Annotated in this window: 10 protein-coding genes and 4 pseudogenes; 9 read left to right on the top strand and 5 right to left on the bottom strand. The window is 68.6% G+C overall.

Annotated features, from left to right (window positions below):
• Positions 1–635: 635 nt before the first annotated feature.
• From ACFPQ9_RS38585 to ACFPQ9_RS38560, 6 genes and pseudogenes are all read left to right on the top strand, one after another.
• Complete coding sequence (locus ACFPQ9_RS38585) at positions 636–1,232, top strand: LysE family translocator (RefSeq protein WP_380863804.1); 597 nt, start codon at positions 636–638, stop codon at positions 1,230–1,232.
• A gap of 78 nt (positions 1,233–1,310) precedes the next feature.
• The gene (locus ACFPQ9_RS38580; RefSeq protein ID WP_380863801.1) at positions 1,311–1,538 is read left to right on the top strand and encodes an acyl carrier protein; all 228 of its coding nucleotides are present in this window, start codon (positions 1,311–1,313) and stop codon (positions 1,536–1,538) included.
• Positions 1,539–1,558: 20 nt separating this feature from the next.
• Entirely contained in the window at positions 1,559–2,950 is a 1,392-nt protein-coding gene (locus ACFPQ9_RS38575) for a TrpB-like pyridoxal phosphate-dependent enzyme (protein WP_380863798.1), read from the top strand.
• A gap of 218 nt (positions 2,951–3,168) precedes the next feature.
• A pseudogene (locus ACFPQ9_RS38570) lies at positions 3,169–3,858 on the top strand (IS5 family transposase); the annotation flags it as partial.
• A gap of 554 nt (positions 3,859–4,412) precedes the next feature.
• On the top strand, positions 4,413–5,168 hold the full coding sequence (locus ACFPQ9_RS38565; RefSeq protein WP_380863796.1) for an ASCH domain-containing protein: 756 nt from the start codon (positions 4,413–4,415) through the stop codon (positions 5,166–5,168).
• A gap of 363 nt (positions 5,169–5,531) precedes the next feature.
• A pseudogene (locus ACFPQ9_RS38560) lies at positions 5,532–5,929 on the top strand (transposase); the annotation flags it as partial.
• An 84-nt stretch (positions 5,930–6,013) separates the two neighbouring features.
• On the opposite strand, the gene ACFPQ9_RS38555 reads toward ACFPQ9_RS38560, so the two are convergent.
• From ACFPQ9_RS38555 to ACFPQ9_RS38540, 4 genes and pseudogenes are all read right to left on the bottom strand, one after another.
• Positions 6,014–6,646 (bottom strand): hypothetical protein, encoded by a 633-nt coding sequence (locus ACFPQ9_RS38555; RefSeq protein ID WP_380864406.1) that lies wholly within the window; start codon positions 6,644–6,646, stop codon positions 6,014–6,016.
• 830 nt (positions 6,647–7,476) lie between these two features.
• Positions 7,477–8,839: pseudogene (locus ACFPQ9_RS38550) on the bottom strand (pyridoxal phosphate-dependent decarboxylase family protein).
• Positions 8,840–9,048: 209 nt separating this feature from the next.
• Positions 9,049–9,954 carry a hypothetical protein gene (locus tag ACFPQ9_RS38545; RefSeq protein ID WP_380863793.1) on the bottom strand — a complete coding sequence of 302 codons (906 nt, stop codon included), beginning with the start codon at positions 9,952–9,954 and terminating at the stop codon, positions 9,049–9,051.
• A gap of 447 nt (positions 9,955–10,401) precedes the next feature.
• Positions 10,402–10,884: an Lrp/AsnC family transcriptional regulator gene (locus ACFPQ9_RS38540; RefSeq protein WP_380864404.1), complete on the bottom strand. Its 483-nt coding sequence runs from the start codon at positions 10,882–10,884 to the stop codon at positions 10,402–10,404.
• A gap of 148 nt (positions 10,885–11,032) precedes the next feature.
• Here ACFPQ9_RS38540 and ACFPQ9_RS38535 point away from each other — a divergent pair, with 148 nt between their 5' ends.
• The 3 genes from ACFPQ9_RS38535 (at position 11,033) to ACFPQ9_RS38525 (ending at position 17,984) form a co-directional block, all read left to right on the top strand.
• Positions 11,033–13,414, top strand: a complete 2,382-nt coding sequence (locus ACFPQ9_RS38535) for a transketolase-like TK C-terminal-containing protein (protein WP_380863790.1) — start codon at positions 11,033–11,035, stop codon at positions 13,412–13,414.
• 1,189 nt (positions 13,415–14,603) lie between these two features.
• Positions 14,604–15,452 carry an RICIN domain-containing protein gene (locus ACFPQ9_RS38530; protein ID WP_380863787.1) on the top strand — a complete coding sequence of 283 codons (849 nt, stop codon included), beginning with the start codon at positions 14,604–14,606 and terminating at the stop codon, positions 15,450–15,452.
• Positions 15,453–15,974: 522 nt separating this feature from the next.
• Positions 15,975–17,984: an acetoacetate--CoA ligase gene (locus ACFPQ9_RS38525; protein ID WP_380863785.1), complete on the top strand. Its 2,010-nt coding sequence runs from the start codon at positions 15,975–15,977 to the stop codon at positions 17,982–17,984.
• Here the strand turns inward: ACFPQ9_RS38525 and ACFPQ9_RS38520 are convergent.
• Positions 17,960–18,277: pseudogene (locus ACFPQ9_RS38520) on the bottom strand (ATP-binding protein); the annotation flags it as partial. The gene ACFPQ9_RS38525 and the pseudogene ACFPQ9_RS38520 sit on opposite strands and share 25 nt — an antisense overlap.
• Positions 18,278–18,418 lie beyond the last annotated feature (141 nt).

The raw sequence follows: 18,418 nt of genomic DNA, 5'->3' as shown, positions 1-18,418 counted from the left end.
TGGGACTCATCCGAAGGCCACACCTTTTCAGCAGCAGTGGGTCCGCCTGGACGCTGCACGGCGATTCTTCCGTGCCGAGTTGTTCTCTCGATGTGCTGTCGATGCGCCTGTCTCCTGTGGCGTGTGTTGACCGTCCGGCCGGGATCACCAGTTGACCTGTCCCGAACTCGACCGTCTCCTGCGCGCCCTCGTGCTGCCGCCGCCCGTCCATGACCGCGACCACGTCCTGCACCGGACCGCCCGGCACCGTCGACACCGAGCCATCGCGACAGCCTGCCACCAGCAACGACACCGCCATCACGGCCAGCTGTGACCAAGAACTACGGCTGCCGTGACTACATCCGGAAGAACGTGTTTCTGGCCGCACTTCTGGGTGGCCAGAAATCGACCGTGGTTAATGCCTGTTTCGCGCATCGCCATCTTCAATGCAATGGAGGCTGGTTGCCTGAATGGATCGAGGTGGTTACCGTAGACGCCCGAAAGTCGTCGCTGACAATCGACAACCAAGGATGCCGAAATCGGGAGGGGGGCTTCCGCTTGATTGCGCGAGTACTCGAGTCATATTCCAGTCGAATGATGACCGGAATTGAGCCAACCTCGTGGTGACTGGGGCTTTCGTTGCGACGGTTTTCGTCATGGTGGTCGCGCCGGGGCCATCATTCACGGTACTGGTGAACGAGACGCTGCGATCCGGCCGCAGGGCCGGTCTTGCAACCATTCTCGGTAGCAGTACCGGATTGCTCATGTGGGCAGTGGCTTCCACCGTCGGGCTGGCCGCGCTGATGCAGAGCTCCGAACTGGTGTTCACCGGCTTCAAGCTGGCCGGTGCCGCCTACCTCTGCTACCTCGCGGTGACGACGGTGTACAACCGGCGGAACTACGGCCGGCAGCCGTCGGAGGTGCCGGAGGGGCGCGATGCGGCCACCTTGCGGCAGTCCTATCGATCAGGGCTGGTCACCAGCGCCGCCAACCCCAAAATGGCCACCGTCTACCTGGCGCTGATCCCGCAGTTCCTGCCGACCGACGGCGGTTCGCCCGCCGAGGTGGCCACGCTGACTGCTGTACAGATCATGATCAGTGCCGCTTGGTACGCGGTAGTGGTTGCCCTCGTCGGCTTGGCAAGGCGGCTGTTGGTCAGACCGGCGGTGCGGGTGGGACTGGCCTGGGCGAGCGGAGGGATCTTGCTGCTGCTCGGGCTGCGCACCGCGGTGATGGCAGGCCCCATGGCCTAGCGGAGTGGCCGAAAGAAGCGAAGGACTTGTCCAGGAAGAGGGATTGATTTGACGTCTCCTGAGAAGGTCGACACTCGGGTGCGCGAGGTCATCACGGCCGTAATCGGCTCGTCTGCGCCGGCCGATATCAGCCTCGATGACGAGTTGCATGAGATCGGAATCGAGTCACTGAACATTCTTGAAATCTTTGTCCGACTTGAGCAGGAATATGACATCAAGATCGGAGACGGTGAGATATTCGAGGCCGGGCTGAGTCGGGTCGGTGACATCGCGAAGCTGGTCAAGTCCCATGTCGGAAGTTCCTAAAAATCAGGATCGGAAACGTAATGGCAAATTCGGCAGAAGCCTCGCTGACAGCTGAACAAATCGTTCCCACGCACTGGTACAACGTGTTGTCCGACCTCACCGGCGTCGAAGACGCGGCGAAGCTGCGCCAGGCCAGGCCGGAGACCCGCAAGGACGGCAGCGCGGTCACCCCGCAGATCCCGCTGTCGATGTACCGGCAGAGCATGGGCCGGGAGCGGTTCGTGGAGATCCCGCAGCCGGTGCGCGAGGAGTACCTGCGCTGGCGGCCGACCCCGCTCAACCGGGCGCATCGGCTGGAACGGCTGCTCGGCACCCCGGCTCGGATCTACTACAAGTACGAGGGCACCAACACTACGGGCAGCCACAAGCTGAACACCGCACTGGCCCAGGCGTATTACTACAAGCAGGCCGGCATCACCAGCCTGACCACCGGCACCGGCGCCGGCCAGTGGGGGTCGGCCCTCGCTGTCGCCTGCCGCATCTTCGGCCTCAAGTGCACCGTCTACATGGTGCGGGTCAGCTACGACCAGAAGCCCTACCGCCGGATCATGATGGAGATGAACGGGGCCGAGGTCATCTCCAGCCCCACCAAGGACTCCGAGGCGGGCCGCGCCGCGCTGGCCCGCGACCCGAACACCGACGGAAGCCTGTCCATCGCCAACGCGGAGGCCTTCGAGCACGCCCGGGAAGTGGAGCGCTGCAACCTGTCGGTGGGGAGCGGAGAGAATCACGTCCTGCTGCACCAGACCGTGATCGGGCAGGAGGCGGTCAGGCAGTTCCGTGCCATCGGTGACTTCCCGGACGTGGTGATCGGTTCGGTCGGCGCGGGCAGCAACTTCTCCGGCATCTCCCTGCCGTTCTTCCACGAGAAGGTGCGCGACGGCCTGGACACCCGGTTCGTCGCGGTGGAACCGGAGGCATGCCCGAAGCTCACCAAGGGCCGCTACGCCTGGGACTACAACGACTACACCGGCATCACGCCGATGACCAAGATGTACACCCTGGGGCACACCTTCGTCTCCCCGGGCATCCACGCCGGCGGCCTGCGCTACCACGGCGCCGCCCCCTTGGTGAGCGCGATGTACCACCAGAAGCTGATCGAGGCGGTGGCCTACCCGCAGCAGGCGGTCTTCGAGGCCGGCATCACCTTCGCCAACGAGGAGGGCATCATCCCGGCCCCCGAGTCGGCGCACGCCATCCGGGCCGCGATCGACGAGGCACTGCTGGCCAAGAAGGAGGGCAGGGAGAAAACCATCCTGTTCAACCTCAGCGGCCACGGCCTGCTCGATCTGTCGGCCTACCAGCATTTCCTCAGCGGAGGCATGACAGACATGGCGGCTTCGGACGAGTTGATAGCCGCATCACTCGGTCGCCTGCCGGTCATGGACGACCAGGGCGCGGCAGCGCACTGAAGGACAAGTTTCACCGGACGGGGGACGAGGGACGGGGGTGACAGGTCGTGCGACACCTGACCGACTAGGTTCTGAACGTCGCATCGTGGGAACCGGTCCGCGCGGGATCTCGGTGTTCGAGCGGATCGCGGCCGATCTGAGGGCGGAATCGGACCCACCGAGGGTCAGAATCTGGCTGATCGACGCGTGGAACTGGGGGCGGGCCGGATCTGAAAGCGGGGCGGCCACGGGTTCCGGACCGACAGGCGCTGTGCGGGATCCTGTTCGTGCCGCACACGGCATTCGGTGGGAGCACCTGCCGCAGGAACTGGGCTTCGGCTCGGGCATGACCTGCTGGCGGCGCCTGGCCGCCTGGAACGAGGCCGGCGTCTGGGGCCAGCTGCACTTGGTGCTGCTGAAGAAGCTGCGGGCGGCTAACAAGCTCGACTGGTCGCGGGCGGTGTTCGACTCCTCCCACGTCCGGGCGGCCCGACGGGGCCCGAAAGCGGCCCCAGCTCGGTCGACCGCGCCCGCCCGGGCAGCAAGCACCACGTCCTCGCCGACGGCCGGGGCATCCCACTCGCAGTGTCGCTGACCGGCGGCAACCGCAACGACGTGACCCAACTCCTGCCTTTGCTCGACAAGGTTCCACCGGCGCCGGTGTCGTCGGCCGCCCGCTACGACGCCCGGACGCCCTACTCGCGGACCGCGGCTACGACCACAGCAAGTACCGGCGCCTGGTCCGGGCACGAGGAATCACGCCAGTCATCGCCGAACGAGGACAGGAACACGGCTCCGGCCTGGGTATCTTCCGCTATGTGGTCGAGCGCACGATCGCCTGGCTCCATGGCTTCCGACGGCTGCGAACCCGCTGGGAACGACGCGGCGACATCCACGAAGCCTTCCTCGGCCTCGCCACCTGCCTCATCACCACCGACACGTCCAACGCCTTTGTTAGGACCTCTAAGTCCGCCAAGGGCTTCGTCCTCCTGCCGGTCCGCTGGGTGGTCGAGCGGAGCCTGGCGTGGTGGCTTGATGGCCGCCGCAACGTCCGCGACTACTCCGAGGCGATGCTCACCCTCGCCGTGATGACACTCATGGCCCGCCGCCTGACCGGGCCTGCGACCCAGCCGAACGCCGCTATGCCCCGCCCGCAACCTGCTGTGAAAGCTTCCTGACGAGCGAGCCGATCTCTGCTCAAGCCTTCGTTTGCCTGTTACCGCACGAGGACGTTGACGTCGTGGTCGGCAAGACCTCAAGGAGAAGAGATCGGCGGCGGTGTCGCTGCCCGCCGCAGGATCGCTGAGCAGGCCTGAGCTCACGGAATGACGGGTTCCAAAGGTCCAGCCAAGGCAAGCCGAAACCCTGTGGAGCCCGCCTGCGTGGCGTGGAATGCTTTGGGCGACTGCTGAAGGAAGGGAAGGTCAAAAAGGTGTACGTTCCGTCATCTGCACGAGCTCTCGATGATGATGAGCGTGAGCTCGTGGAGCTGGCAGGCCGCACCATAGACGCGCATACCGACGCCGGCCCCGACGAAGATGGGATCCACACGGTGGGCGCCGCGGTCATGGCTGCCGACTACCGGATGTTCGCTGGCGTGAACCTCTACCACTTCACCGGCGGGCCCTGCGCCGAACTCGTGGCTCTGGGGGCTGCGCGGGCCCAGGGCGCGCGCCAGATGCGCTGCATCGTCGCCGTGGGAAACCACGGGCGCGGGGTCATCGGCCCGTGCGGGCGCGATCGGCAGGTCTTCGTGGACTACTACCCCACCATGCGCGTCATCGTGCCTACCCCCGCGGGGCTCAGGTCCGTGCTCGCCGCCGACCTGATGCCGCTGGCTCAGCGATGGACCCCGGAGGCGGGCATGAACGGTCTCGATCCATTGCTCTATCAAGATCCCGAGTCGGCCGGTCCCCCGATCATTCGCTTCAACCCCCGCTACCTCGAAGTCGTCCGCTCCGGTGCCAAGACCAAGACCACCCGATTCCGGGACCCGGCGCAGCTCGGTCCGGCACGGCTGGTGTTTGAGAGCGACCCGGAAGTCGTCCTGTCGGCAGAGGTGACCGGCATCAGGCACTGCCTGGTCAGTGAGCTCACCAACCGGGACGCCCAAGCTGAGGGGCTGACGACCGCAGCCGAACTCCGGGAAGCCCTCAAGGGCCACTACCCAGATCTGGCGGGAACCGACGAAGTCGACGTCATCACCTTCCAAACCAACGACAAGAAGGACACCGCTTAAGCCGCGGATGCGCCAACGACGGCTGGGCCGCGAGGCGACGACGAGCACTCAGGAAACCAAGGACACCCTGCTGCTCGCTGCCCTGCCGCACCCCATGAAGAGCCGATCATCGAGGTTGAAAGACAGCTTCCGAGACGTCGTTTTCATCTGTAGTGCGGTGGTATCTGGGCTATTGAGCCCGCCGATGTCTTGGTGCGATTGGGGCTGCCGGGTTGTCTGTGCTTGGTGACTCGGATGGTGTGGCGTCTGGTGCGGAAGTCGGCTTGCGCCTGTCTCATTCCAGGACGCCCGGATGTGTTCCGTGCTTCAGCGCGGGAGAACACGCGCTGGGCGCCCGCCCCTCATCGGCGGTACGTCCAGGTCATGGCCGTCCGCCGTGCGTATCCGAGTGATCTGTCCGATGCCCGCTGGGAGTTGATTGAGCCGGTCCTGGCTGCATGGCGTTTCGAGCGCCGCGGCCGGGCCCTGGACTTCGGGCGTCCGCCCGAACACGAACTGCGCGAGGTCATGGAGGCGATCCTCTACGTGGACCGCACCGGGGTGCAGTGGCGCTGCCTGCCGCATGATTTCCCGAACTGGAACACGGTGTGCGGCTACTTCGCCAAGTGGCAGAAGGGCGGTGTGTTCGCCCAGCTCAACGGCCTGCTGCGGGAGCTGGTGCGCCAGCAGGAGGGCCGGAACGCGAGCCGTCGGCGTGTGTGATCGACGTGCAGAGTGTCAAGACCTCGACCAGCGTCCCCGCCACAAGCCAGGGCACGGACAAGGCAGCTCAGCCTCGTGCTGCCGTGACTCCTCTCGGGCGCCGAGCGACTCCGTGACAATGGGCAGGCCCTCAGGAAGCGGCCTCAGGGGCAGGTCTGGTGATGTTTGTGCGACACGCACGCCCCGGTGCGCGACTGGAGCATGGCCCGCGCGGTGGCGGTAGCCAGTGAAACCGCTGGTCCCGGCGAGGAACCGCACGGCTTCAGGTTGCAGGTGCGGGGAACCGTTGTTCCCGGAGATGTCGAGGCGGTATCGGTCATAGGATCCGGGTTTGACGAAGATCCGATATGCCCTGGACTGGTGCCGGTCGGCGAACGACTCACCGCCCCGCGGCAGTCCAGGATCCGCCACAGATTGCCATCCGTTGAGCCATGCAGGGCCCACGACCTTGGGTCGCGGTCAGGTGCGTCATTGGCAGATGTGCCGGCAGTGTCCTCGATTTCCGCGTCGAACTCATACCCACCGACATCACCCATGTGCGGGGGATCGCCCGGCCGGCCATGGAGTTCACCCCGTACCTCCACCACGTCACGGCCGGCGGTGACGTGGTGGCCATAACAACTCGTCAAATCCAGCGACATGACAACCGCGAACTGTGCACCGTCGACCGTGCCCCAAGACAGCGCCCGCGGCGCCGTGCTCCCGCCCTCCTCCACGTGCAGCAGCAGCTGGTGACGCGGCGACCACGCCCCCGAGTTCCAGGCACGCGACCACATCCGAAACGTGAACGCAGACGCCCCGTCCGACATCGGCTGCCTCCTCCTTGCCGATCACTGCGCCGACCCCAATGACACGGCGACGCATGATGCCGCCGAGGGTAGGTACCTCGCCTTCCCGCCTCCGCCCCAGCCTGCGAGAACTGCCTTGATGGGCACGAACGACAACCCTGAAGAGCAAACCAGCGCTGTCTGTCCGACCAGCACTGCGAGTTGTTCGCGAGAAGACCGGAGCACGACCCGGACGAGGTCCTATGGTCCTGACATGACGGGCCATCAGGGGCCGGAATGGCTATGGGTGGTGCTCACCAGTGCTCGGCGGCACTGCGGCTCAGATGAGTCATCTACGGGGCGCACACTGTGAGGAAGTCGGACTCATCTGAGGCACCGGCCAGTGCCGTGCGGTGTCCGAGGCGGGTGGAACTGCACTGGGGGAAAGCACAGTCCACCCGCCCCGGAGATCAGGGGCCGCGGTCCGGACCCCGGCGCCCACATGCCCCGCCCGACCGCTGTTTTGCGCACCTCGTTCTGCCTGCTCCTCCCGCGCACTCCACAGGGCGGGCGTGGCCTGCCGCACAGCGTCCGAAGCGGACCCTGCAACTGCTTCTACGGGGCCGGCTCCGACGGGGTTCTCCCGCTGCCTGCCCGATACACAACCGTGATATGAGATCACCCGCCTGTCCGACAGTCCGTAGCACGGCAGGCAGCCGTTCGGAGGGCCTCGGCGCCGTCGACGAAGAGTGCTCCAGGCGCCGGCTCCGGCACCACCGGGTCGTCCGCGCACCATCCTGAAACGATCAGTACGAGGTGATCGTCAGGCCGCCACGAGTTCACCGCCGTGCCGACGCCGACCGGGCGATCCGCTCAACGCCGGCATGGATGTGTGCGAAGTGGTGCTCGGACTCCGGCTTCATCAGGACGCTGCGCAGGATCCGGGCGCCGTCGGCGTCTGCGATGATCCCGGGATGGCGTGCGGTGAACGCTTCCCGGCCGGCCTTCAGGGTGCTCAGGTACACCGGGTCGGGGCCGGTCATGCCGTCCGCCAGGATGCGGGCGGATGCGGAGTCGATGCCGCTAAGGGTGGCGAGTTCGACGGTGGGGAAGTAGCTGACGATGTCCAGTTCGGGCTGCTGGTAGAGCTCAAGGGCGTCGGACTCGGTGATCAGGTCCGCCCACGCCAGCGCGGCGCGCCGGCCGGCTCCCACGACCTGCCCGAGCCCGTCGGGGGTTGGCGGCAGGAGCTGGAGGGTGAGCCACAAGGCTGCTGCGGAGGCGCCGGCGCGGGAGCATTCGAGGCTGATCTCGCCGAGGTGGAGCTCGGTGGAGGTGAAGTAGGTGTAGGGCGAGTCGTGGAGGTAGAAGCGGCCCACGTCGGGGTCGCGGAAGAGGACAGCGCCGCAGCCGTAGGGCTGGAGTCCGTGCTTGTGCGGGTCGACGACGATCGAGTCGCATTCCGCGATCGCGCGCCAGGGTTCCGGCGGCAGTCCCTCGGGGCCGTCGGCGCCCGCGAGGAGGGTGAAGAAGCCGCTGTACGCCGCGTCGACATGGACACGGACACCATGGCGCCGGGCGATCGGCAGCACCTCGTGGACGGGAGTCCGGTGGTGCCGGTGGTCAGCACGACGGTTCCCACCCGGCCGGTGCGCAGCAGGCCCTCCAGCGCGTCGAGGCCCATGCGGCCCCGGCTGTGGGTGCGGACGGGATGGCTCTCCATGCCCAGGACGCCGCACATGCGGCCGTGGGTGTAGTGGGCGTCGGCGCTGTGGGCGACTCCCCGGTCGGGATGGAGTTCGCGGGCGACGAAGAGGGCTTCGAGGTTGGCGATGGTGCCGCTGGTGGTGAGGTGGCCGAGATGAGTGTCGTAGCCGAACATCGAGGCGAGCTGGGCGACGGCTCGCGCTCCATGCGGGCGGTGGCAGGCCCACCGTCCAGCGCGTGGTTGTTGGGGTTGATCAGCATCGCGGTGAGGTAGCCCACGACGGCCACCGGGTGCGGGGGCTTGAGTATCTGGTGCGCGTAGTGCGGGTGGAAGAACGGGTAGTTGTCCTTCAGCCTCCCGGTGAACTCCTCGAAGACACCGCCGAACCGGTCGTCGTCGACCAGTAGTGACGGGTGCGGCTGGTGGGGACCCAAGGTGCCGGCCCAGTCCTGTACCGCGTCGGCGGCTCGGCCGAGCCAATGCTTCAGATCCATGGATCTTCCTCCTCCAGGGGCACGGCCGCCTGGGGGCGTCGGGCTCGGCCACGCGTTCGGGCGACGGGCGTACCATCTCGACCTCGCTGCGGCACCGCGATCACCCGACGCCGAGAGCAGGCCGCGTATGTCAGGGTCAGGGGGGATGCCGCGGGCCTGCCCGCTCCGAAAATTCGGAGCGGGCAGGCCGGCGCGTCCGGCACCGGGCGTCAGCCGAGGAAGCGAACGGACTTCACCGTGGGGAATCCGATGGCGGCGAGATCCTGGACGTTCCCGCTGACCACCTTCACGTTGCCGGTGCAGTCGGGTCCGTCCCAGATCTTGAGAGCGCCGCTGGCCTGGATCGAGCCGGAGAAGCGGACGTTCCTGCAGCCGGGGCCCGCCACTCCCTGGGAGGGGTCGGCGAAGTTCGCACCCTGGAAGAAGGTGGCGCTGCCCGCGGGCGAAGCCTCCGGATCGACGTCGGCTCCGGCGTCGGCTCCGGACTGATCGGTACCATCGCCGCCGGGCTGACCGCCACCGGCCTTCTCACCGTCCGGCGTGACACCGAACCAGGTGCCGCCCACGCCCTGGCCGTTGGTGTCACCGGCCTTCAGATCCTTGCTGAAGAGGTAGACGGGCCAGCCGCCGATAGTGACCTGGAGTGCCCCGTCGCGCGCGATGAAGCCGATCGCCGACTTGTCGATCCCGTCGATGAAGACCTTGCCGCCGCGAGCGACGAGATACGGCGGCCAGGTGGTGGCGCACTCCCCGCTGCAGTTGGACTTCGACGGGTCCGCGGTGTCCTTGTCGAAGCGGTACAGCGTGAAGCCGGCCCCGTTGACCACGACCGGGTCCAGCTGTCCGGCACGGCCCGCCGACAGCTGTACCCACTTGCGGACCGTCGGCTTCTTGGCCGCCGCAGCGGGAGCCGCGTCGGGCGCGAAGTCACCGGTCTGCGCGGGCGCGTTGTTCTGCTTGGCCGTGCCCTTCTGGAAGGACAGCTCGCCGGCACCGGCCGCGGAGGACGCGCCGGACGCGGCCGCGTCCTTGGTGTCGTTCCCGCCGCAGCCGGACAACAACAGGACGCCCACGGTTGCCAGGGAGGCGAGTGCTGTGGCTCGTGTACGGAACATTGAGTAATACCCCCGAATGTTGCTGATCACGCCGCTCCGGACGCTCCGAAGCGATCAACTCCTGCTACGGGCCGCGCCCCTGAGGGGTTCTCAGCACATGACTCCGAGACACAACCGTGACCCGCGGCAGACTCGCCGACACCCGCGACCCGAGAAGCGGTCCGCCTCACCGCTCTCGGACCTGCATCGCCGCCGTCCTGTCCAAGGTTCCTTCAGGGCGTCATCGGTTCATCGGGGCCCTGGTGTGGCCTGCGCTCCTCGGTGTGCCCGGGGTGATCCAGTACGTCTCGCATCTGGCGACGGAGAAAGCCCGGCCGGCAGCGGCGGGGACACATGTGGGCGCCGTCTTCGGCACCTGGTGACAGAGCCCCGCTTCCGGGCCGAGAGCAAGGCCGAGCCGTGTCCGGCCCGTTGGGTCCGCAGCGGCTCCCGCCGCCCGGGTGCCGGCTATTTGCCGTCGGAGGCGCGTCGCAGCAGCGGGGTGATGCGGTGGGGCACCAGATTGCGCATGGCCAGGGCGGTGGCCGTGCGCTCGATGCCGGGTACGGCCAGGATCCGCCCTGCGATCCGGTACAGATCCTCCGCGTCCGCGGCGACGACACGTACGAGCAGATCCGTCTCGCCGCTGAGCCCGAAGACCTCCACGACCTCGTCGACGGCCGCCAGGGCCTCGGAGATCTCCGCCAGCCGGTGCTGGTTGACCTGGGCGGTGACGAACGCGGTGAGCGGGTAACCCAGTGCAGTGGGGGTGATCCGGCGTTCGAAGGAGCCCAGCGCGCCGCCCTGCTCCATCCTCGTCACCCGGGCCTGGACGGTGTTGCGGGACAGCCCCAGCTGCTCGGCCAGGGCGACGACGGTGGCCCGCGGATCAGCGGCCAGGGCGAGCAGAATCCGCGCGTCGGTGGAGTCCAGGGTGCGCTGGTTGTTCATGGTGCTCAATCGATCACTCTCGTCCGACGATGTGCCTGAGCAGAATGCTGAATCCCGCGGGCACATCTTGTGCACTTGCGGAGTCATCTGTCTACTGGCGCATCACAATGCCAATTTCCGGCATGGCGATCAGTGGAGGTGGTCCGTGATGGTCTCCGAGTCCCAGTCCAGGACGGTCGGCGGTAACAGCGCGGTCCTTGCCGGGGAGGAGGAACTCGCTGTGCTGAAGTCGATCGAGCAGCGGGTGCTGTGGCTGTCCACCGCGATCATCGACCACGCCAACCGGGTGCGCCCCAATCCCTCGGGACTGAAGGTCGGCGGACATCAGGCATCCAGCGCCTCGATGACCTCGATCGCGACGGCGCTGTGGTTCCACGCTCTGACGAGGGACGACCGGGTGTCGGTCAAGCCGCACGCCTCCCCGGTGCTGCATGCGATCAACTACCTGCTGGGCGAGCTGGACGAGTCCTACCTGACCACCCTGCGCGCCTTCGGCGGCCTGCAGAGTTATCCCAGCCGCTCCAAGGACCCCGACCCGGTCGACTACTCGACGGGCTCGGTCGGCATCGGCGCCACCGCCCCCGTGTGGGGTGCCCTCGCAAGGCGCTACGTGGACGACCATTTCGGCGCGGCCGGTACGGGACGGCAGTACTCCCTGCTGGGCGACGCGGAGCTGGACGAGGGCGCGATCTGGGAAGCGGTACAGGATCCCATGGTGCCGGGCCTGGGCGAGGTGGTGTGGGTTGTCGACCTCAACCGCCAGTCGCTGGACCGTGTCGTACCCGCCATCGCTGCGGACAGGTTCCAGGGCATGTTCGCCGCGGCAGGCTGGCAGGTCATCACCCTGAAGTACGGGCAGCTGCTCCAGGAGCTGTTCACCCGACCGGGCGGCGCGGCACTGCGGGCCCGTATCGATGCCATGGGCAATCCCGAGTACCAGCGTCTGCTGCGCTGCTCCGCCGACGAACTGCGCGCGCGCCTGCCCGGCAAAGGCTCCACCGCCGGGCCGATCGCCGATCTCGTCGCGTCCCTGGAAGACACCTCGCTCCTGGCCGCGCTCCGCAACCTGGGCGGCCATGACATCGGTGCGCTGACGGACGCGTTCGACGCCGTCGACGACACCCGCCCGACCGTGATCTTCGCCTACACCGTCAAGGGCTACGGTCTCCCCACCGAGGGCCACCCGCAGAACCACTCCTCGCTGCTGACCGCCGACCAGATGCGCTCCCTGGCCGACCGGCTGTGCACCGACCTCGACCGCCCCTGGGCGGCCTTCGCCGACGGCTCGCCCGAAGCGGCCCGGTGCGCGGCCGTCGCCGGGCGGCTGCGACGCCCCGGTCATGCGTCACAGCCCGCCCCCGCCGTCCCCGTCGACCTCGCACGACCGGCACCGACCGGCACCGCCAACACCCAGCAGGCCCTCGGACGTGTCCTGCTGGACCTCACCCGGAAGGCGCCGGAGGCTGCGAGCCGGATCGTCACCGTCAGCCCGGACGTCAGCTCCTCCACCAACCTCGGCGGCTGGCTCAACAAGGTCGGCGTGTGGTCGTCGACCGAGCGTCCCGACTGGTTCGCCGACGACGCCGAGACGATCCTGCACTGGCGGGAGCTGCCGACCGGCCGGCACGTGGAGCTGGGCATCGCGGAGACCAACCTGGTCGGCCTGCTCGGCGAACTGGGCGCCACCTGGAGCCGCTGGGGCCAGCCGCTGCTGCCGATCGGGGTCGTCTACGACCCCTTCGTCAACCGAGCCTTGGAGCCGTGGTCGTTCGGCATCTACGCCGGCGGCCAGTCGATTCTGGTCGGCACGCCGTCCGGTGTCACCCTCGCTCCGGAAGGCGGTGCGCACCAGTCGGTCACCGCACCCTCACTCGGCATCGAGCAGCCCGGTTGCGTCACCTACGAGCCCGCGTTCACGATCGACACCGAGTGGTGTCTGCTCGCGGCGCTCGGCAACCTCGGCCGTCCGGACGGCAGTTCGGCCTATCTGCGACTGTCCACACGGCCCGTCGACCAGTCCGCGGCCGCCGTGCCCCGCGACCCGGCCGCCCGCGAACGCCGCCGCAGGCACGTGACCGCCGGGGCCTACCGGCTGCGCGGGTGTGAGAGCCCGGTGGTGACTCTCGCCGCGATGGGCGCCCTGATCCCCGAAGCCCTGGCCGCCGCCGACCGGCTCGCCGCCCTCGGCCACGACGCCGACGTGGTCTGCGTGACCAGCCCGGACCTGCTGTTCCGCGCGCTCCAGGCGCGTCGCGGCCTGTCGGAGGACCCGGCCTGGATCCTCGACCAGGTCTTCCCCGCCGACCGGGCCACGCCCCTCGTCACCGCACTGGACGGTCACCCGCACACGCTGGCCTTCCTGGGTACGATCCGGAACACACCCGTCACCACGCTCGGCGTGACGCGGTTCGGCCAGTGCGGTTCGATCGAGGACGTATACCGCCACCACGGCATCGACACCGACAGCATCGTCGCTGCCGCACTGGACCTCGTCGACCAGCGGGCCCGAACAGAAGTTGTCGATCATTGACTTGGCCTCGTGGGGTCACCTGACGCCCTCGCAGAAGCCCGGGCGGAGGGCGGTCCTGCGGAGTTCGCCAGGAATCCAGGGGCGCCGGGTCCCCGATGACGACCGGGGGCACAGCGTCCCCGATGACGGCCGGTGGTCCCGGGCGGCGGGTGGCCCGCATGAGCGGGCGCGTGACCCGCGGGTCTGAACTCACCCGCGGCGGGCCGGAACCACATCAGGGTCCGCGGCGCTCGCGGGGAACAGCCTCCGGACCGACACGTGTTGCTCCATCCGTCCCGGGCGTGCTGTCAAAGTGGCCCGCTGACCCGCCTTGGCCGCCGAGGAAAGCCAGTCGAGGAGGCGATTGGTGTCGGTTCCGCTGTCGATTGTGGCCGCAGTCGCTCACACCCGGCTCTGGGTGACCGGCCGACGATCGCAGCACCTCCGCGGGCACCGGCCCGTACGCTGACGGGCTGGACACCACGGAGATCGCCGAGAAGCTGAGCTACTCGGCGCGCCATCAAGAACATCATCAGCGGCGTGATGAGCCGCCTCGGACTGCGCAGTTGCACTCATGCGGTCGCCTACGCACTGCGCTCCGGGGCTCTGTGAAGCCCATAGCGCCGCAAGGCCGGCATCCGTCTCGGACAGGCCCGCGGTACTTGAGGGAACGTTTCCAGGTCCGTCCGGGCAGAGCCAGGCAGGACCGGGCCGGATGTCGCTCCGGCAATTCCTAGGGTCATGGCTGCACGGCGTCTTGAGGATTTCGGGTCACCGCCGTCGGCACCGGAGGACCGGACAGGAGGCAAGTCGCTGTGCAGTGCCGGGGAGTACGCCGCCCTGTGCTCCCCGGCACTTGGCCTGCGCCGTCGTCGGTGACGCCCGCCCCGTATGCCTTCGCGGGCAGGGGCGAGGGCCGGGTCTGCCGCCGCACGAGGAGTGGAGCAAAAAGCACATGGAACGCAGAACGAGACCGGCAGCCAGGGGCGAGGAACCCGCTGTGGATCTGTTCGGCAACGTCGTGAGACCGGGGGAGTCGTCCTCCGCGCCGAGGACCGGGCACGGTACGGGAGAAGACCGTTGGGGGAGGTGGCTGTTCTGGAACGCGAGGCGGTACGCCACAGACGCAGGGGACGGCGCCGTCCCGGAGGCGCGCCCTGACATCGAGCACCCGGAAGAGCGACCCGAATGGCTCGACAGGCTGATGCCCGTGCACGGCGCCTCTTCGAGCGGCGACACGTCCACGGCACCTGACGAAGCAGCCGGGCTGCTCGCCGAGCCGTACAGGATCGAGCCGGAGCGGAACGCCAGGATCTCCGGGCCCGTGATCGCGGCCTGCGTCCTGGCGGTCCTGGCACTCGGCGTCTTGTCGTTCGCTGCGTTCTCCGGTGAGAGCGGGGCACAGGCAGGCCCTTCCGGGCAGTCGGGCGTCGCCTCGGACGGCGATCTCACAGTCGAGGGGATGCCGGGCGATTCGGCGTTCGCCACGAGCGACCCCACCGCCGACGAGGCCGGGGTGAAACGTTCGGCGCCCGCCGGCCCGAACAGCACGGCCCCCACGAGGACAACCGGAGCGCCGGGCACGGCCGCATCCGTCGGGACCGGGGACGCGACACGAGGGACGGGCGGGGACACCGCCGAGCAGGGCACGTCCACCACCGCCTCACCGGGCGCCGCCGGCCGCGTGATCGTCGGCTCCGGATCGTCACGGTGCATCGAGGTCGCCGGGCGGAGCGGCACGGACGGTTCCCCGCTGCGGCTCTGGGACTGCGGCGGTGACGACTGGCAGAAGTGGGTGCTCCGGTCCGACGGGAGCATCCGTTCCCTGGGCCTGTGCATGGACATCGCCAATGCCTCGACGGCGAACGGCACCGTGATCCAGCTGGCCCGATGCAACGGCGGATGGGCTCAGCAGTTCGCCCTCGACGGCGCACACCATCTGGTCAACGCGCAGAGCGCCAAGTGCGTCGACGTCACCGACGCGGCCACCGGCAACGGCGCACGCCTGCAACTGTGGGACTGCGCGGACACCTCGAACCAGAAGTGGCACCTGCGCTGAGCCGACATCGGTCCGGCCGCTGGGATCGCTTGTCACGGTCGTGTATCGGGCGGCAGCGGGAGAACCCCGTCGGGGCCGGCTCCGTAGAAGGGGTTGCCGGCCCTGCTTCGGACGTCACGCAGCAGGAGACGGGCGATCGGGCGAGGCCCTCTGGCCGCCGTGTCCGATCGTGACCTCTGATCTCCGGGGCGGGTGGGACCATTTCCCCCCGATTGGGCCCCACCCGCCCCGGGCTCCGCACGCGTCGAAGGATCTACGTGACCCGCCCTGCACGTGCCACTGCTTGCGTCCCCGAAGAGCACCGCCAGCCGGCCGCTGAGACCGATGGGCAGGTCGGGGCACATCCACACCCGAACCTCGGGCCACGGATCCGTTCGGGGCGTCGCATTTGAGTATCGGGCTGTCAGAGAACCCCGACCCACCCCGCCGCGTAGCAGGCAGTGACGACTTCCTCAGCACCATCCGCCGCCCCGCTGTCGCCGATCGGCGGTCGTCGCCCGTTTCGTCGAGGAGCACCACACCATGACCACGCCGTATCCAGGCCCCATCCGGACACCGGATCACGAGTCCGCGGCCCGCAGCCGGATCGCGGACTTCGCCCGCCGGTCCGCTCGTGCCCGGGGTGCCGAGGCCGACCACGACCCCACCGACTACGCCGCCCTGCACCGCTGGTCCGTCACGGACCTGGAGGGCTTCTGGGGAGCGGTGTGGGAGTACTTCGACGTCGACGCGGCCACGACGTACGAGAGGGTGCTGGCCGAGGAGATGATGCCTGGTGCCCGGTGGTTCACCGGGGCCACGCTCAACTACGCCCACCACGCCCTGCGCAATCTGCGCGCCGATGAACCGGCGGTCATCGCGCTGGACGAGACCGGCTTCGCCCATGAGGTGTCGGGCGGGCGGCTGCGTGCCCAGGTCGCCTCCGTCGCCGCCACCCTGCGCGACCTCGGCGTGGGGCAGGGAGACCGCGTGGTCGGCTATCTGCCCAACACTCCGCACGCGATCGTCGCGTTCCTCGCTGCCGCGAGCATCGGGGCGGTGTGGTCGGTGTGCGGCCAGGACTACGCCTCCACGGCGGCCGCCGACCGTTTTGCTCAGCTCGACCCCACCGTGCTGATCGCCGCCGACGGCTGCCTCTTCAACGGCACCGTCCACGACCGCCGCGAAGCCACGCTCGACCTGGCCCGTGCTCTGCCGACGCTGAAGGCCACCGTGCTGGTGGACTACGTCGGCCTGTCGTGGCCCTCGGCGAACCGCCGCTCCCTGATCGTCCCGTGGGAGGACGCGGCCTCCCGCGACGAACAACTGCACTGCACCGCCGTACCGTTCGACCACCCCCTGTGGGTCGTGTTCTCCTCCGGTACCACCGGCCCGCCCAAGGGCATCGTGCACGGCCACGGCGGCGTGCTGCTCGAACACCTCAAGACCCTCGGTCTCCAGTCCGACCTCGGCCCCGGCGACCGCCTGCTGTGGTACACGACCACGCACTGGATGATGTGGAACCTGGTCGTCTCCACCCTCCTGACCGGCGCCACCACCTGCACTTATGACGGCAGCCCGGCACCGCTCAGCCGGCCCGGCCTCCTGTGGGAGCTGGCGGCACGCCACCGTGTCACCGTCTTCGGCACCAGCCCCCAGTACCTGCTGGGCATGGCCAAGGTCGGCATCGACCCCTCCGTCCACGACCTGTCGTCCATCCGGACCCTCGGCTGCACCGGCTCCGCCCTGCCCGCCTCTGCCTATCCCTGGGTCGCCGAGCACGTCGGCGAGGACGTCCAGCTCGCCTCCATCAGCGGCGGCACCGACGTCGTCTCCGGCTTCGCGGGCGGAGCACCCACCGTCCCCGTCCGGGCGGGTGAGCTGTCCGCGCCGTATCTGGGCGTGGCGCTGGCCGTCTACGACACCGACGGCCGCCCGATCACCGACCAGGTGGGTGAGCTCGTGGTCACCCGTCCCATGCCGTCGATGCCGCTGTACTTCTGGAACGACCGCGACGGCAGCCGTCTCCGCGACGCCTACTTCTCCACCTACCCCGGCGTGTGGCGGCACGGCGACTGGATCACCCTCACCTCCCACGGCTCGGTGATCGTGCACGGCCGCTCCGACGGCACGCTGAACCGCAACGGCGTCCGCCTGGGCAGCGCCGACATCCACGACGTCGTCGAACGCCTCCCGGAGATCACCGAGGCCCTGGTCATCGGCGCGGAGGAACCCGACGGCGGCTACTGGATGCCGCTGTTCGTCGTCCTCGCGCCCGGAGTGAGCCTGGACGACACCCTGCGCGACCGCATCCGCGACGCCATCCGCACCGGCGCCTCCCCCCGTCACGTCCCCGACGAGATCATCGAGGTCCCCGGCATCCCGCACACCCGCACCGGCAAGAAACTCGAAGTCCCCGTCAAACGCCTGCTCCAGGGCGCTCCGGTCGAGCAGGTGGTGAACCCCGCCGCCGTGGACGCCCCCGACCTCATCGCCCACTACGCCCGCATCGGCGCGGCACGCCAGGCTCAACTGATCGATACGGCCGGCTGAGCCGAGGCAAGGGGCGCGCCCGTGGCGGGCATTTGTTCGCACCAGATCGCCTTGCCGGTGGTGGTGTGGCGGGTGCCCCAGTTCTCGGTGAGCCGGGCGACCAGCAACAGGCCGCGTCCGCCCTCGTCGAACACGCGGGCGTGCCGCAGGCGGGGTGCGGTGCTTGATCCGTCGGAGACTCCACAGGTGAGCGTACGGCCGTGGATGAGGAGCAGCTGGATCGGTGGGGCGCCGTACCGGATGGCGTTGGTGACCAGTTCGCTGACCACGAGTTCGGCGACGAACTCCTCGTCCGGCCTGCTCGGGCATGGCTTGGGGGAGCAGGCTGCGTTGCACGGTAAGTGCGGTGGCCCTTTCCCGTGTGCAGCGGCGCGCGTTGTCGATGGCGATGGCGGTCCTGCCGGCCACGTCCGTCGCCAGGACGAGATCGTCGG

Source organism: Streptomyces coerulescens (genome assembly GCF_042657965.1).
Classification (GTDB): domain Bacteria; phylum Actinomycetota; class Actinomycetes; order Streptomycetales; family Streptomycetaceae; genus Streptomyces; species Streptomyces coerulescens.
The sequence above is the reverse complement of the archived record's forward strand: the minus strand, read 5'-3'. Positions and strand labels throughout refer to the sequence as shown.

Bases quoted from the DNA above. Each gene is read 5' to 3' on its own strand.
- ACFPQ9_RS38585 (WP_380863804.1), top strand. From the start codon at position 636: ATGGTGGTCGCGCCGGGGCCATCATTCACGGTACTGGTGAACGAGACG.
- ACFPQ9_RS38575 (WP_380863798.1), top strand. From the start codon at position 1,559: ATGGCAAATTCGGCAGAAGCCTCGCTGACAGCTGAACAAATCGTTCCC.
- ACFPQ9_RS38555 (WP_380864406.1), bottom strand. From the start codon at position 6,646: ATGTGGTCGCGTGCCTGGAACTCGGGGGCGTGGTCGCCGCGTCACCAG.
- ACFPQ9_RS38545 (WP_380863793.1), bottom strand. From the start codon at position 9,954: ATGTTCCGTACACGAGCCACAGCACTCGCCTCCCTGGCAACCGTGGGC.
- ACFPQ9_RS38540 (WP_380864404.1), bottom strand. From the start codon at position 10,884: ATGAACAACCAGCGCACCCTGGACTCCACCGACGCGCGGATTCTGCTC.
- ACFPQ9_RS38535 (WP_380863790.1), top strand. From the start codon at position 11,033: ATGGTCTCCGAGTCCCAGTCCAGGACGGTCGGCGGTAACAGCGCGGTC.
- ACFPQ9_RS38525 (WP_380863785.1), top strand. From the start codon at position 15,975: ATGACCACGCCGTATCCAGGCCCCATCCGGACACCGGATCACGAGTCC.